General features: G+C 71.6%; 10 protein-coding genes. 6 read left to right on the plus strand and 4 right to left on the minus strand.

What is annotated here, in order from left to right:
• Positions 1 to 5: 5 nt before the first annotated feature.
• The 4 genes from ACZ3ZE_RS28010 to ACZ3ZE_RS28025 all read left to right on the plus strand — a co-directional run bounded on the left by ACZ3ZE_RS28010 (position 6) and on the right by ACZ3ZE_RS28025 (position 7,599).
• Positions 6 to 899 carry an SDR family oxidoreductase gene (locus ACZ3ZE_RS28010; RefSeq protein WP_361630520.1) on the plus strand — a complete coding sequence of 298 codons (894 nt, stop codon included), beginning with the start codon at positions 6 to 8 and terminating at the stop codon, positions 897 to 899.
• Positions 896 to 1,891 carry a PHP domain-containing protein gene (locus ACZ3ZE_RS28015; protein ID WP_467261206.1) on the plus strand — a complete coding sequence of 332 codons (996 nt, stop codon included), beginning with the start codon at positions 896 to 898 and terminating at the stop codon, positions 1,889 to 1,891. Before ACZ3ZE_RS28010 ends, ACZ3ZE_RS28015 begins: the two co-directional genes overlap by 4 nt.
• Positions 1,892 to 2,159: 268 nt before the next feature.
• Positions 2,160 to 3,875, plus strand: coding sequence for a PP2C family protein-serine/threonine phosphatase (locus tag ACZ3ZE_RS28020; RefSeq protein WP_361630514.1), 1,716 nt, complete (start codon positions 2,160 to 2,162; stop codon positions 3,873 to 3,875).
• Positions 3,876 to 4,383: 508 nt separating this feature from the next.
• Positions 4,384 to 7,599: a discoidin domain-containing protein gene (locus ACZ3ZE_RS28025; RefSeq protein ID WP_467261208.1), complete on the plus strand. Its 3,216-nt coding sequence runs from the start codon at positions 4,384 to 4,386 to the stop codon at positions 7,597 to 7,599.
• A gap of 111 nt (positions 7,600 to 7,710) precedes the next feature.
• On the opposite strand, the gene ACZ3ZE_RS28030 is transcribed toward ACZ3ZE_RS28025, so the two are convergent.
• Positions 7,711 to 8,673, minus strand: coding sequence for a TetR/AcrR family transcriptional regulator C-terminal domain-containing protein (locus ACZ3ZE_RS28030; protein ID WP_361630747.1), 963 nt, complete (start codon positions 8,671 to 8,673; stop codon positions 7,711 to 7,713).
• A gap of 166 nt (positions 8,674 to 8,839) precedes the next feature.
• Between ACZ3ZE_RS28030 and ACZ3ZE_RS28035 the strand changes: the two genes are divergently transcribed.
• Positions 8,840 to 9,949 (plus strand): FAD-dependent monooxygenase, encoded by a 1,110-nt coding sequence (locus ACZ3ZE_RS28035; RefSeq protein WP_363291606.1) that lies wholly within the window; start codon positions 8,840 to 8,842, stop codon positions 9,947 to 9,949.
• 408 nt (positions 9,950 to 10,357) lie between these two features.
• Positions 10,358 to 10,891, plus strand: a complete 534-nt coding sequence (locus ACZ3ZE_RS28040; RefSeq protein WP_361630753.1) for an EF-hand domain-containing protein — start codon at positions 10,358 to 10,360, stop codon at positions 10,889 to 10,891.
• 119 nt (positions 10,892 to 11,010) lie between these two features.
• On the opposite strand, the gene ACZ3ZE_RS28045 is transcribed toward ACZ3ZE_RS28040, so the two are convergent.
• The 3 genes from ACZ3ZE_RS28045 to ACZ3ZE_RS28055 all read right to left on the minus strand — a co-directional run bounded on the left by ACZ3ZE_RS28045 (position 11,011) and on the right by ACZ3ZE_RS28055 (position 14,569).
• Positions 11,011 to 11,919 (minus strand): class I SAM-dependent methyltransferase, encoded by a 909-nt coding sequence (locus ACZ3ZE_RS28045; protein WP_467261210.1) that lies wholly within the window; start codon positions 11,917 to 11,919, stop codon positions 11,011 to 11,013.
• A gap of 191 nt (positions 11,920 to 12,110) precedes the next feature.
• Positions 12,111 to 13,217, minus strand: a complete 1,107-nt coding sequence (locus ACZ3ZE_RS28050; RefSeq protein ID WP_467261212.1) for an alcohol dehydrogenase catalytic domain-containing protein — start codon at positions 13,215 to 13,217, stop codon at positions 12,111 to 12,113.
• Positions 13,214 to 14,569, minus strand: a complete 1,356-nt coding sequence (locus tag ACZ3ZE_RS28055) for an aldehyde dehydrogenase family protein (RefSeq protein WP_467261214.1) — start codon at positions 14,567 to 14,569, stop codon at positions 13,214 to 13,216. The genes ACZ3ZE_RS28050 and ACZ3ZE_RS28055 overlap by 4 nt, the downstream gene beginning before the upstream one ends.
• Between the last annotated feature and the right edge of the window lie 49 nt (positions 14,570 to 14,618).

Here is a 14,618-nt window from a genome sequence, read left to right on the forward strand (position 1 = left end):
CCGTGATGCCCTCCCCCGAGCAGGCCCACCTCATCGACCCGGTGGGGCGGTACGCCCGGCCCCCGTTTCCCCAACAGGACCAAGATCACCCCGGCTCGACCGCGGCCATGGATCCCCGACCCGACCACGGCGAAGACACCTACCGGGGCCACGACCTGCTCTACGGTCGCAAAGCACTCGTGACCGGAGGGGACTCCGGCATCGGCCGGGCCGTCTGTCTGGCATTCGCACGGGAGGGCGCGGACGTCGTGTTCGCCCACCTGCCCGAGGAGTCGGACGAAGCCGAGGAGACCACCCGCCTCATCCGCGAAGCCGGCCGCAAAGCGGTGGCCATCGCCTGCGACATCCGACACGAAGACGAATGTTCCGCCCTCGTCGACAAGACGGTGAGCGAGCTGGGCGGCATCGACCTGCTCGTCAACAACGCCGCCTACCAGATGTCACAACCCGACGGAATCGAAGCAATCAGCACCGAGCAGTTCGACCGGGTGATGAAGACCAACCTGTACGGGATGTTCTGGCTCACCAAGGCCGCGCTGCGCCACATGCCGAGCGGCGCCTCGGTCATCAACACCGCCTCCGTGCAGGGCTACCAGCCGAGCCCGCATCTCCTCGACTACGCGATGACCAAGTCCGCGATCATCTCCTTCACTCACAGCCTGGCCCAGATGCTCGCCGAGCGAGGCATCCGGGCCAACGCCGTGGCACCCGGGCCGGTCTGGACCCCCCTGATCCCCGCGACGATGCCCGACCCGACGAAGTTCGGCGAGCAGTCACCCCTGGGCCGGCCCGCACAGCCGGCCGAGATGGCACCCGCTTACGTCTTCCTCGCCTCCGACCAGGCCTCCTACATCACCGGCGAGATCGTCAACGCCACCGGCGGAACCCCCCTGCCATGACCCCTGACGAAGCCCTGCGCCGGATTGCCTTCCTTCTGGAATGGCGCGGGGCGTCCCCCTACCGGGTCCGGGCCTTCCACACGGCAGCCGACGCCGTCCACCACCTGCCGGCGGGCCCGGTGGACGCCGCACAGGCCGGACGACTGCGCGGGGTGGGCCCCGTCACGGCCGAGGTCATCGCCCAGGCATCGACAGGCGCGGTCCCGAGCTACCTCGCCCGCCTGCAGTCCGAAGCAGACCCGAACACCCTCGCCGGCTGGGACCTCGCGGCCGCGAGCACCGGAGACTGCCACCTGCACTCTGACTGGTCGGACGGCGGCAGCCCGCTCGAGGACATGGCCGAAGCTGCCCAGGCCTACGGCCACCAATGGGCGGTTCTGACCGACCACTCACCCCGGCTGACCATCGCCCACGGTCTGAGCCCCGACCGGCTCAGACACCAAATACAGGTCGTGGCCGCCGTGAATTCCAGACTCGGCCCGGACTTCCGACTGCTGACCGGCATCGAGTGCGACATCCTCGACGACGGCTCACTCGACCAGGAGGAAGAGCTTCTCGGTCAGCTCGACATCGTCGTGGCGTCCGTGCACTCCAAGCTCCGCTCGGAACCCGAACCGATGACCGCCCGCCTACTCGCCGCGGCCGGCAACCCGCACGTCGACGTCCTGGGGCACTGCACGGGACGGCTCATCACCGGCAGAGGGCGCCCCCAGTCCCGCTTCGACGCCGAGGCCGTGTTCGCCGCCTGCGCGGAGTCCGGCACCGCGGTCGAGATCAACTGTCGGCCAGAGCGTCGCGACCCGCCGGACGATCTGCTTGCGCAGGCCGCCGCCGCAGGCTGCCTCTTCGCCGTCGACACCGATGCCCACGCCCCCCACCAGCTCCACTGGCAGAGCTCTGGCTACGCACGCGTGGCCCGCATCGGCCTGGGAGCAGACAGGCTGATCACCAACTGGTCGCTGAGCCGGCTCCTGGCGAGCCGAACCGGCTGACAACGGGGCGCCGAGTCGGGGCCACCTGGCCACACGCGCCACTGCCCGCACCCGCACCACTGCACGCACCCGCGCGCTGGCCGGGCGGGCCGTACCGTGGCTGAGCTGGCCGTCGGCCCAGCGAGTGCTCGCCGCCGGGCTGTCGATCCGTCGCCGGCGCGTCCGCACCGGACGCCGACGCATGAAACGCGCCTGGCCGGGCAGCGGCTTCGTGGGTGTGACCCGCGCCGGCCGCCGGAATCATGTCCGGTGGACAAGGGAGGCGATCATGAGTTTTCCGCTGCCTGACAACGTGGACGAGTTGAAGGCCATGATCGGGCGGGAAGTCGCCTCCCTGCGGGACGTCGTGCGCCGCACCACCGAGCGTCCGGCGTCCGGCGAACCGGGTGCGGAGGTCACCGCACCGGTGCAGTCGCTCGCCCCCGGTCCCGCCGCCGCACCGGCCGGGTCGCGCTGCCTGTGCAGCACGCACGACCAAGGCGCCACCGGGATGTGCTCCGCGCTCAGCGCGATCCCCGCGTCCGCCGTGCTGCTGGAGCCCCTCCACGACGACGACACCAGGGCCGTACGGGACTTCCGTATCGTCGCGGGCAACCGGATACGGTCCGCGGACTGGCTGGAGGCACCGGACCGGCAGGTCGGCCAGCGGTTCCTCGAAGCCCGGCCCGGAGCGGCGCGGAGCGGCCTGCTGACGGCGCTCGCCGACCTCGTCGCCAACGGCGGCTCCATGGAGGGCCGCGTCGTCGACTACACCGAGCAACGCCTCGGCAGACTGCACAGGGCCCCGCTGCTGTATTCGGCGGCGCTCTGCGGGGAACAGGTTCTCGCCACCTGGCGGCCCGTCCGAAGCCAGACCGAACTGCTGACCATCGATGCCCAGTACCTGGCCTCGCTGGGGTGGGGCCACTGGGATCTGCTGTCCGGGAAGGTGACGTGGTCGGAGGGGCTCAGCCGGATCTTCCACGCCGAGATCGGAATGCCGTGGTCGCTGGAGCAGCTGTGCGACACCCTGGTGCCGGACGATCTCACCGCGTTCTCTGAGTTCCTCACCTCCGTACTCGCCGGTGAGGAACCCGCCTGGACCCGGATCCGCTTCCTGGTCCTCGGCGAGGTGCGCACCCTCGACCTCCTCGGCCGCCCGGTCGCCGGAACCGACGGCAGGCCCTGGGCGGTCCACCTCGTGGCCCGCGACCTCACGCCGCAGATCCGCAGTCGGCGTCGGCTGGCAGAGACCGAGAGGGAATCGGACCGCCTGCGCCGCCAGTCCCAGGCCGAACGCCGGGTGGCGGACGCGCTCCGCGAGGCGCTGATGCCGACGCTGTCGGAGGCGCTGGCGGCCGTGGGGCTGACCGTGGCCGCCTCGTACCGGCCCGCCGAGCCCGACGCGGCCGTCGGGGGCGACTGGTACAAGTGCCGACTGCTGCCGGACGGCCGGGTGCTGGTGGCCATCGGTGACGCCGCGGGGCACGGTCTCGACGCGGTGGCGCGCATGGCCCAGCAGCGCCATGCGCTGGCGGGGCTTGCCCAGACCGGGGCCAGTGCGGGGGAGATCACCACATGGCTGAACGAACTGGTCTGCAGCGACCCGGCTGGAGAGACCGCCACAGTGGTCGCGGGCCACATCGACGACAGCCGCACCCTGCACTGGGCCGACGCCGGGCATCCCTCGCCCTTGCTGCTGCGAAACGGCCGGGCCACGCCTCTCGACGTCGGCCGGCGCGGCCCACTGTTGGGTGCCCTTCCGGGGTATGGGTACGAGACCTCCACGACCCCGCTCAGCCACGGCGACCTGCTCCTCCTGTACACCGACGGCATGGTGGAACACCGAGGCGAGGACGTGACGAAGGGCATCGAGCGCCTCGCGAACGCGATGGGGCGGTCCGCCGACCTCCCCCCGACGGAGCTGATCGACGTCCTCCTGGCCGATCCCGACCAAGCCGGACCCGACGACGACGCCTGCATGCTCGCGATCCGCGTGAACTGAACCACGCGGCCTCGCCGAGCCCGCGGGGACTATGGCGCGAGGGGCCAGATAGTGGGCGACGCCGCCGAGTGCTGCGGCGAAGAGAGAGCGCCGGAATCGCAACCTCGCCGTGCGCGCTCATGCCCTCTCCTCAGCGGCATCCAGTTCCGCGTGGCTGCCCCTCAGATGCGTGGGCATAGCCAGGCCGGCCCGGTCGCGCCCGCGGGGCGCGGTTCTCGGTCCACACCTGACAGTCGCGAGCTTGCCTCTGGCAGCACTCTGATGCGCAGGTGCAGTTCTGCGCCGCCCGTTGCTCCTGCGCCACCGCGCTCCGTCGCCTCCTGCTCGCTTCCGGGACGAGTGGCCCGTCGTGGGGCCCGTACCGGTGCGGAGATCGACCGGGTGGTCCGGGCCTCCTGAAACCCGCCCCCCGGGGCGGAGGGGAAAGATCATCTCGGGCGCCGCGATGCGGTTGACTGGCCCCTGCCACGGATCGCCGTGCGCATGCCAGGATGAAACCAAGGACATCGTGAGAAAAGCATTCATAAGGGCGTCGGTCGCGGCGTCAGCCGGCCTGTTGCTGGCTTCCGTCGTCGGCCCCGGGCAGGCCGTCGCCGCGGCCCAGCCGTCCGTCTGGGTCGAGAGCGGGGCCGACCACGTCTTCTCCTCGTCGCCGGCGCCCCAGCGAGCGACGCGAGCCGTGTCGCTCTTCGCGGCACGCAACGAGGTGCAGGCCGCGCAGATCGCCGTTCGCTCGGGGGACACGCTCAGCGACGTGTCGGTGCGGGCCAGCGACCTCACCGGGCCGGACGGGGCCGTGATCCCGGCCTCACGCATCACCGTGAACCGGGAATACGACCACCCGGACATCCGGAAGATCCAGAGCGGTCACCAGCAGGAGCCGCCGGACGGTGGCACGCGCTACTACGACGCGCTCGTCGCCAACGAGCTGGACCAGCTCGCGCCCGACACCACCCAGCCGTACTACTACAGCGTGGCGGTGCCCACCGGGCAGGCGCCCGGCACCTACACCGGCAAGGCCACCGTGCAGAGTTCGGCCGGTCCGGTGGACGTCCCGGTGTCCGTGAGGGTGTACGACGTCGAGCTGCCCCCGGCGAACCGGTCGACCTTCCGTATGAACAACTGGTTCACCTCCGTCGGCTGGGACTACACGTGGACGGCGACGTCCATCCCCGACCAGTACGGGATCACGGACTATTCCCCCAAGTGGTGGACGCTCATGGGGAACATCGCCGAGAACCACGCCAGGCACCGCAACAACGTCATCTACGCGGACTTCCAGGCCCTCGCCATCCGCGACACCACACTGGTGGACGGCAAGTACACCTTCACCTGGAAGAACTTCGACCGCTTCGTCGGACTCTTCCAGGACGCCGGCGCACTCCAGTACCTCTACACCCCCACCCTCATCGAGGGCCAGGGCGGCAGGAACCTGGAAGCCCTCGTCAGCGACGGCGACGGAGGGGTGAAGATGGGTTACCTCACCTCGGGTTCGCCCGAAGCCACCGCGTACCTCGACACCGTGCTCCCGGCGCTGAAGGCCCACCTCGACTCCAAGTGCCTCGACGTGGGCCCGACTTGCGCACCCGGGCGCCGATGGAGCGACGTGTTCTACCTGAGCGCGGTCGACGAGCCCAACAACTGGGACCAGCCCCAGGTCGACGCCTCGCGCTGGCTCTACGAGCGCTTCCACGCGTACTTCCCCCAGGGGCAGTCGAACGAGGCCCATCACGCGGCCGTGCCCGCCCTGGACGACGTCCTCGGCACGATCACGCCGCGCAACGACCACTACGACGCGGATCCCGGCTACTACCAGAACCGCCGCCTCGCCGGTAAGGATCTCTGGCTCTATTACTGCATCTATCCGCAGAGCCGCCACCTCAACCGATTCATCAGCTATCCGCTCTCCGACTCGCGGCTGACGCCGTGGATGGTGTCGGCGGTGGGCGGCAACGGCTTTCTGCACTGGGGCTGGAACATCTGGACGACGCCGGACGGCTTCAAGCACATCGACACGTTCGACGACCAGACCGACGGGGACCCGTTCCTGGTGCGCCCGAACAAGGACGCCCTCGACGTCTTCGACAGCATGCGCAGTGAGGCGCTGCTGGCCGGCATCCAGGACTACGAGCTGCTCCACCAGCTCGCCGCCGTCAAGCCGGTCCTGGCCCGGGCTCTCACCTCGTCCCTGATCACGAACAGCACCGCGTTCACCACCTCGGGCGCGGAACTCGACCACCGCCACCAGCAGATCCTGGACGCGCTCACCACCCAGGGCGCCGACGCCTCCTACCCGTTCGCCGACGCCTTCTCCTCCGGTGCCGACGGCGAGTGGCGGCACACTCGCGGCTCCTGGGCGGTCACCGGCGACCAGGCGTACGCGCAGAGCGACACCGCCGCCAACTGGGACACGGTCTCCGCCGTGGCCGGCCGGGCCTACGGCGACGTCGCCGCCTCCGTCGACGTACGGATCACCGGCGTCAACGCCGACGGCGGCAACACCAACTGGGCCGGCCTGACCGTCCACAGCCAGAACCCGACCGACCGGCAGACCGGCTATCTGGTGGCCCTGCGCGACAACGGCGAGGTCTTCGTCCAGCGCAGCGGCGTCACCCTCGCCAAGGCGCAGGTGCCCGGCTACAGCCCCGGCCAGACGGTCACCCTGCGGACCGTCACCCGCGGCTCCACCCTCACGGTGTACGCGGGCGCGACGAAGCTGCTCTCCCTCACCGACCAGAGCTACCCCGTCGGCAACATCGGCCTCGCGACCGGCGGGGCGAGTGCCCGGTTCGACAACGTACGACTCAACCCCGGCACCAACCCTGTCGAGAATGGCTCCGTCACGGCCTCCAGCAGCTACGAGGCCGACGGCTGGAGCAGGAACGCCCTCACCGACGGCCGCCGCTCCCTGCCCACCGGCACCATGGGCTGGAGCAGCATCGACAACCTGTCCGTCGACCACCCCGAGTCGGTGACCGTGGACCTCGGCGCGGTTCGCCGGATCGGCCGCCTGGACCTCTTCGGCCGCGCCGACGGCGCCAACACCGGCCTCGGCTTCCCCGTCGACTTCACCGTCCAGGTCTCCGCCGACAACACCACCTGGACCACCGTCGCCGACGAGCACGGCCGCCCGCGACCGGACGCGTCCGCGCAGTCCTTCCCGTTCACACCGACCGATGTGCGCTACGTCAAGGTCACCGGGACGAAGCTGCGCCAGGACCCGCACGGCAACTACCACCTGCAACTGGCCGAGATCGAGGCCGCCGGCGACGAACTGGCCGCCAACCGGCCGGTGACCACATCAAGTTCCGTCGAGGGCTCGGGCTGGAAGCGCACCGCCGCCACCGACGGCGTACGGAACTCGGCGCAGGGCTACTCGATGGGCTGGAGCAGCCTCAAGTCGCCCACGCCGACGGCGAACGAGTGGATCACCGTCGACCTCCAGGGACCGAGCCTGATCAGTCAGGTCCGGCTCACCCCCCGCACCGACGGCGTGAACACCGGCCTCGGCTTCCCCGTCGACTTCACCGTCCAGGTCTCCACGGACAACACCACCTGGACCACCGTCGCCGACGAGCACGACCACGCGAGGCCGGGTGCCGGCCCCCAGACCTTCTCGTTCGCGCCGACCACGGCCCGCTACGTGAAGATCACCGGCACCAAGCTCAGCGCCGACCAGTTCGGTGATTACTACATGCAACTCGGTGAGATCGGCGTCAGCTGACCTCACCGGATCCTCGCCATGGTCCGGACCCGGCTCACCGCCGGGTCCGGACCGGGCCCGGCGGGGCCGAGGCGCGGACACCGAGAGCGTCCGATGAGCTCGTTCTTGTGGCTACGTGACAGCTTCCTGACCTTCGACGAGGGAAGTCAGGCCGTCGAGGAGTGCCTTGAGGCCGAATTCGAAGAGAGCATCGAGACACAGGTCGTAGCCGTCCTCGAACGCTCCGACCACCTTGCCGAAGGTCGGGAAGCGGCCGGATTCCACCAGTTCCCGGAGAGCGGGGGCGCGGCCGTCCATCCACTGGTCCTCCGACTGGCCCGTGGCGGCTTCGGCGTGCGCTTCCATCTCCAGGTGCACAGCCAGGCCCTGGACATGGCTGTAGAGCAGGACGTGGATATCGAACAGCCTGGTGGGATCGAGTCCGTGGCCGTCGAGGGCTCGCAGCGCCCATTCGCCGTGGACCATCAGGTTGGGCACGAGCAGAGGGCGGGTGAGGGAGCCGATCTGGGCCAGCCAGGGGTGCTTGCGGTAGAGAGCCCAAAGGGTCCGAGCACCCAGTTCGATGCGGGAGCGCCACCCGTCGGGGGCGTCGGCAGGATAGGACTCCTCGCCGAAGGCGGTGTCGGCCATGAGCAGGATGAGGTCGTCCTTGCTGGGGACGTACCGGTAGGGAGACATGGCGGCGACGCCGAGCCGTGCCGCGACGCCGCGCATGGAGAGCGCCGACAGCCCTTCGCTGTCGGCGATGTCGATGGCCGTGCGGACGATCCGGTCGAGGCTCAGTTCCTGCTCGGGGTCCGGGACGGGTGACGGGCGCCTGCGGGCCGGCGCGGCGGGGGCCGTTCCGGCGACGACCGTGCCGATCCGGGGCCGGGCCTCGACAAGACCCTCCAGGCGCAGGGTGGTCAGGGCCTTGGTCGCGGTGGCGAGCGCGACGCCCCATTCCCCGGCGATCTGCCGGGTCGAGGGAACCCGGTCCCCGGGGGCGAGTTCACCTTCCGCGATGCGCCGCCGGATCGCGGCGACGATGCGCAGATAGGGGGGATCACCGACTGCTCTTGTGGTCTTCGTCACGTCCTGCCACTTCCCTGTCCTGTACTAGCGCAGAGGCTAGCAGCGGAATCGCCGGAAGCAAGCCGTCTGACCTAGTACAGACCTGGTAAATGGCCAGTTGGAGGGATCGCGCGTACGTCGTACGTTCAGTGTGCGTACACCGTACAAAGCGCTGGAGGAACTTCCCATGCAGACCGTACTCATCTCCGGTGGCGGAATCGCCGGGCCCGCCCTCGCTTACTGGCTGCGCCGTCACGGCTTCGCGCCCACCGTCGTCGAACGCGCCCCGGGCCAACGCCCCGGCGGCCAGGCGGTGGACATCCGAGGCGTCGCGCTCGAAGCCGTGGAGCGTATGGGCCTGCTGGAGCAGGCAAGCCGCGCGAGGACCCGGATGCGCGGCATGTCGATCCTCGCCCCTGACGGTCACGAGGTCGACCGCTCCACCGAGGCGACCTTCAGTAGCGGCCGGCTCGACAGCGAAGACATCGAGGTGTTGCGCGAGGACCTGGTACGGATCGTGTACGAGCACACCCGCGCAGGCGTCGAGTACCTCTTCGGCGACAGCATCACCGCACTCGACGAAATCCAGACCGGAGTGCGCGTCGACTTCGCGCACGGACCGTCCCGCACCTTCGACCTGGTGATCGGGGCCGACGGCCTCCACTCCACCGTACGACGCCTGGCCTTCGGCCCGGAGGAGCATTTCGCCCACCACCTGGGCAGCTACCTCTCGGTGTTCAGCGCGGAGAACTTCCTCGCCCTTGACGACTGGCAGATGTGGCTGCGAGACGGCGACGCGGGCTTCGGCATCATGCCCGTACGCGGCAACACCGAACTCAGGATCGCCTTCGGCTTCGAGTCCGCCCCCCTCGCCCGCGACGTTCGCGACGGCGGCGCCCTGCGGCAGCTCGTCGTGGACAAGCTCGCGTCGATGCGGTGGGAAGGGGCTCGCCTGGCCGAGGCCGCCCGGAAGGCGCCCGACTTCTACTGCGACGCCATGGCCCAGATTCGCATGGACCAGTGGTCGCGGGGCCGGGTGGCCCTACTCGGAGACGCCGGCTACTGCCCCTCCCCCCTCTCCGGGCAGGGCACCAGCCTGGCTCTCGTCGGCGCCCACGTGCTGGCCGACTGCCTTGCCCAAGCCAACGGCGACCACCGCACCGCGTACGCCCGCTACGAGCGGCGGATGCGCCCCTTCGTCACCCTCAACCAGGCACTGGCCACCGAGAATCCAGGCGGACCCGCCTCGGAGGAATCCGTCACGCACGCCAAGAACGCACTCTCCCTGGACAGCTGACCCCCTGCCCAGCCGCCGCACACCGATGCCCGCGGTCCGCTGCCCGCCGTGCCGCCGTCGTTCCGCGGTCCGCCGCCGCGCCACCGGGGTGTGTAGTTGACGAAGGGGGAGGGTGCGCCGCCTGGATCCGAGGTCATGGCCGACTCCCCGGCCCTCGAATTCGACGGCTACCTCGCCGCCGTCACCGGCCTTCCCATGACACCAGAGACCTGGAGACCGAGACCCCGCGGCAGCCTGTCACGTCCTCGTCACCGTGCCGACATCGCGCCCGGACTGGTGGTCCGGCCCCTCACCCATTCCGGTACCGGGGGGCCGTCGCCCGTCACGGCCGCCTCGCGGCGCCGTTACGTAGGAGCACGCACTGAGCCAGGCCCGGGACCGACGGGCCGCTGAAGACAGGTGACGGACATGCGAACTGAGGCCGCCCAGCGGGTCGAGCTGGTCTTCTCCCTCTTCGACGCCAACGGCAACGGGGTCATCGACTCCGACGACTTCGACCTCATGACAGGACGGGTCCTGGAGGTGGCGACCGCCTCGGACGGCGCGGCCAGGGAGGCACTCCGGGCCGCGTTCCGCCGCTGGTGGACGGTCCTCGCAGCGGAGCTCGACGCGAACGACGACGGTGTGATCACGGTCGAGGAGTTCCGCCCGTTCGTGCTCGACCCGGACCGCTTCGGCCCCACGATCAAGGAGTTCGCCCGCTCGCTGTCCGTGCTCGGCGACCCCGACGGCGACGGGCTGATCGAGCGGCCGCTCTTCGTCTCGCTGATGACGGCGATCGGCTTCGGGGAGGAGAACATCCACGCCCTCTTCGACGCCTTCGGCCCGGATGCCGAGGACCGCATCACCGTGGGCACCTGGGACGCCGGCATCGTGGACTACTACGCGCCGGAGAAGGCCGGGATCCCCGGCGACCAGCTCGTCGCCGTCCAGGCGGGCTGACCCGCCCGGCCCGCCTTAATGACTGGGGCCGTCCTGCCGCACGATGCCCATGCGGGAGGACGGCCCGGGCCGTCTCCGCTCGGCTCCCGAAGCATCCGCCGGGGGCGGCGGTCACACCGTCACGGCCGGGGCTTGTGCGCGAACACCCACCGGTTCCCCTCCAGCGCGTCGTTCGGCTCGGGCAGCGGTCCGCGGCCGTGCTTGCGGCTGAACTCGAAGGGCGTGTGCATCGACACGGACCAGCCGCGTGCCCGCAGGGCACCCGCCGAGTCCGGCCGCGGCCCCTTGTCGAAGAGGCGCAGCAGGTCGATGCCGATCTGCTCCCGCGTCGCCGAGTAGATCGGGCTGTCGCGATACGCCATCAGGTCCTTCTCCAGCTTGGCCTCGAAGGCGAGGGCGCTGCCGTCGGCGGCCAGCCGGTGCACCGAGTCGACGAGGGACGTCTCGGCGGCGCCCGGCAGGTAGAACAGCAGCCCCTCCGCCAGCCAGGCGCTCGGGACCACCGGGTCGAACCCGGCCGAGGTGAGCGCCGCGACCCAGTCCGAGCGGAGGTCGACCGGCACGGTCACCCGCTTCACCCGCGGGGCGGCCGACAGTTCCTGGAGCACCCCCTCCTTGAAGGCGAGCACGCCCGCCCTGTCGACCTCGTACACCACCAGGTCCGACGGCCAGTCCAGCCGGTACGCTCGCGTGTCGAGGCCCGCGCCCAGCAGTACGACCTGTCGGGCGTCCCGGCGGACCGATCGCAGCAGGAACTCGTCCAGGACCCGTGTCCGCAGCCCGAAGTACCGGGCGAACCTCCCCCACAGGTGATTGCTGTCCCCGCCCGCGACCTGCTCGACGCGGACCGGCCACCCCGCGCTTGCGGGGGCGGCACGGACGAAGTGCTCGGCATAGCCGTCCTGGGCGAGGCTGTCGTGGCGGTGGGTCTCGATCGCCCGCGCCGTGGCGACCAGAAGCGCGGTCAGACCCACGCCTCCGTCCACGCCCTCCGTCTCCGCCCCAGCGTCCGTGGTGGTGGTGTCCATGTGTCCTCCGTTGCCGGGAAGGGAAGTGTGGGCTGGCGGGCGGCGGGCCGCCGGGCCGCCGGGCTGGCGGGCTGGCAAGGTTGGCAAGGTTGGCTGAGGTGGCGTTTTTCGGCCGGCCTCGGGTTGGCCGGCCATGGGTTGGCCCAGCCTGGGGTCGGCCCGGCCCAGGGGTTGGCCGGCCGCCCGCGCGGTCACCCGAGGCTGCGCTCCGGCAGCAGCACGGGCTTGACCACGAGGCCGGACTCGCAGTCGCGTTCGGCCTCGTTGACGGCGGACAACGGGTAGGTGCGGATGAGCTGGTCGAAGGGGAAGCGTCCGGCCTGCCACAGGGTGGTCAGCCGGGGCACCAGGAGCGCGGGCACGGCGTCGCCCTCGCAGATGTGCCGGATGCCGCGGCCCCGGTCGAGCGTGCCCGTCTCGAGGGCGAGCGGCGAGTGGAGGCGCGCGACGAGGCCGAGGGTGCCGGTGGGGCGCAGGGCGTGCAGCGCGTGGTTGATGAGCGCGGGGGCAGCGGTGGTGTCCAGGGCGTACTGCGCACCGCCGTCGGTGAGGCGGCGGATCCGCTCGGTCAGCCCTGCCGTCGTGGCGTCGAGCGGGACCGCGCCGAACCGTTCGGCCAGGGCGAGTCGCCGGGGGTGCCGGTCGACGGCCACGGTCCGTACGCCGGCCGCCGCCGCGGCCATCACGGCGGCGAGGCCGACCGCCCCCGCGCCAAGGACGGCCAGGGTGTCGCCGGGTCCCGCGCCGAAGGTGTTCAGCACGGCTCCGGCGCCGGTGAGGAAGCCGCAGCCGAGCGGTCCGAGCAACTCGATCGGCAGGGCCGGGTCGACGCGGACGGCGTTGCGCGCCGGGACCAGCGCGTACTCGGCGAACGAGGACTGGCCGAACCAGCGCGGCGCCAGCGCCTTCCCCGCCGTGTCGGTGAGCCGGGGCGGCTCCTCGCCACGCCCCCCGAACAGGTTGAGCGAGGCGAAGGAGTCGCAGTAGGCGGGCGCCGCGCCGAGGCAGTTCCGGCAGCGGCCGCAGGAGTCGAAGGAGAGCACGACGTGGTCACCCACGCCGACCCCCACGTCGGGCCCGCCGCCGGACCGCACCACCACCCCCGCGCCCTCGTGCCCGAGGACCGCCGGAAGCGGGCTGCGGCCGGCGGACCGCCGGACGGCGAGGTCGGTGCGGCACATCCCCGCGCCCGCGACGGCGACCAGCACCTCGCCCGGCGCGGGATCCGCGCGCAGAGCGACCTCCTCGACGGTGAACGGCTCCTCGTACGCCCGCAGCACCGCCGCGCGGAACCTCATGCCCACCCCTCCCCGGGCCGGTGGACGACGAACGGGCGCAGGTTCCCGTACAGGCCCCAGGGGCCGCCCGCGACGCCGACGCCGCTGTCCTTGATGCCGGCGAAGGGCTGGGCGAGGGACAGCTCGGCATGGTGGTTGATCCAGACCGTGCCGCATTCGAGCCGGTCCGCGACCTCCCCGGCACGGTCGAGGTCGGTGCCCCAGACGGAGCCGCCGAGCCCGAAGCCGGTGCCGTTGGCCGCCTCGACGGCCTCGTCCACGCTCCGGTACGGCAGCACCGGCAGCACCGGTCCGAACTGCTCCTCGGTCACGACAGCGCTCCCCGGCGGGACGTCGGTGAGGACGGTCGGCGCGTAGAAGTGCCCCGGCCCGTCCAGCCGATGTCCGCCGGCCGCCGCCCTGGCCCCTTCCGCGAACGCCCGCTCCGTGACGCTCTCCACCCGGGCGAGCTGCGGGCCGTTGTTGAGCGGACCGATCAGGGTCCCCGGAGCGAGCCCCGGTCCCACGACGACGCTCTTCGCGTACTGCGCGAGGGCCTCGACGACCCGCGCGTGCAGCCCGGCGGGGGCGTAGACGCGCTTGACCGCCATGCAGACCTGACCGCAGTTGCGAAACGCCGCCCAGAACAGGCGCTCCGCGATCCGCTCCACGTCGATGTCGTCGAGGATCACGGCGGCGTCGTTGCCGCCCAGTTCCAGCGTGATCCGCGCGAGCGACGGACCTGCCGCCGCGGCGACGGCGCGCCCCGTGGGCACCGAGCCGGTGAAGGTCACATGCCGGATGCCCGGATGGGCCGCCAGCCGGGCACCGAGCGGCTCACGCCCGGTCACGACGGTCAGCACGTCCTCCGGCAGCACGCGGGCCAGGACCCGTCCGAGCTCCAGGGTGGCGAGCGGGGTGTACGGCGACGGCTTGAGGACCACCGTGTTGCCCGCCGCGAGGGCCGGCGCGAGCTTCGCCGCCGCCAGCTGGAGAGGGAAGTTCCACGGCACGATCGCCGCGACCGGCCCGAGCGGGCGCCAGCGCACCTCGCTGCGTACGGGCCGCCCGTCGTCGACCCTGCGGGTCCGGGGGGCGAGGCCGGCGAAGTACCGCAGCCGAGCCGCCGTCCGGGCGACCTCCGCGGCCGACTCGGCCAGCGGCTTGCCCTGTTCCCGGGTGAGGAGCCGGGCGAGCCCGTCGCCGGCCGCCTCCACGGCGTCGGCAGCCCGGAGCAGCGCGGCCGACCGGGCGGCGGAGTCGGCGCGCCACCCCCGCCACGCCTCCGCGGCGCGTGCCACCACGCCGTCCAGCGCGTCCGGCCCCAGGTCCGGGGCCTCGCCGACGACATCCCCGGTGGCCGGATCGACCACGGTGAAGCGCGGCGGCGCCTCCCCGCCGTCGGGGCCGCCGCCGGGCGCG

The organism is Streptomyces sp. NPDC023157 (assembly GCF_055560575.1).

Bases quoted from the DNA above. Each gene is read 5' to 3' on its own strand.
- ACZ3ZE_RS28010 (WP_361630520.1), top strand. From the start codon at position 6: ATGCCCTCCCCCGAGCAGGCCCACCTCATCGACCCGGTGGGGCGGTAC.
- ACZ3ZE_RS28015 (WP_467261206.1), top strand. From the start codon at position 896: ATGACCCCTGACGAAGCCCTGCGCCGGATTGCCTTCCTTCTGGAATGG.
- ACZ3ZE_RS28020 (WP_361630514.1), top strand. From the start codon at position 2,160: ATGAGTTTTCCGCTGCCTGACAACGTGGACGAGTTGAAGGCCATGATC.
- ACZ3ZE_RS28035 (WP_363291606.1), top strand. From the start codon at position 8,840: ATGCAGACCGTACTCATCTCCGGTGGCGGAATCGCCGGGCCCGCCCTC.
- ACZ3ZE_RS28040 (WP_361630753.1), top strand. From the start codon at position 10,358: ATGCGAACTGAGGCCGCCCAGCGGGTCGAGCTGGTCTTCTCCCTCTTC.
- ACZ3ZE_RS28045 (WP_467261210.1), bottom strand. From the start codon at position 11,919: ATGGACACCACCACCACGGACGCTGGGGCGGAGACGGAGGGCGTGGAC.
- ACZ3ZE_RS28050 (WP_467261212.1), bottom strand. From the start codon at position 13,217: ATGAGGTTCCGCGCGGCGGTGCTGCGGGCGTACGAGGAGCCGTTCACC.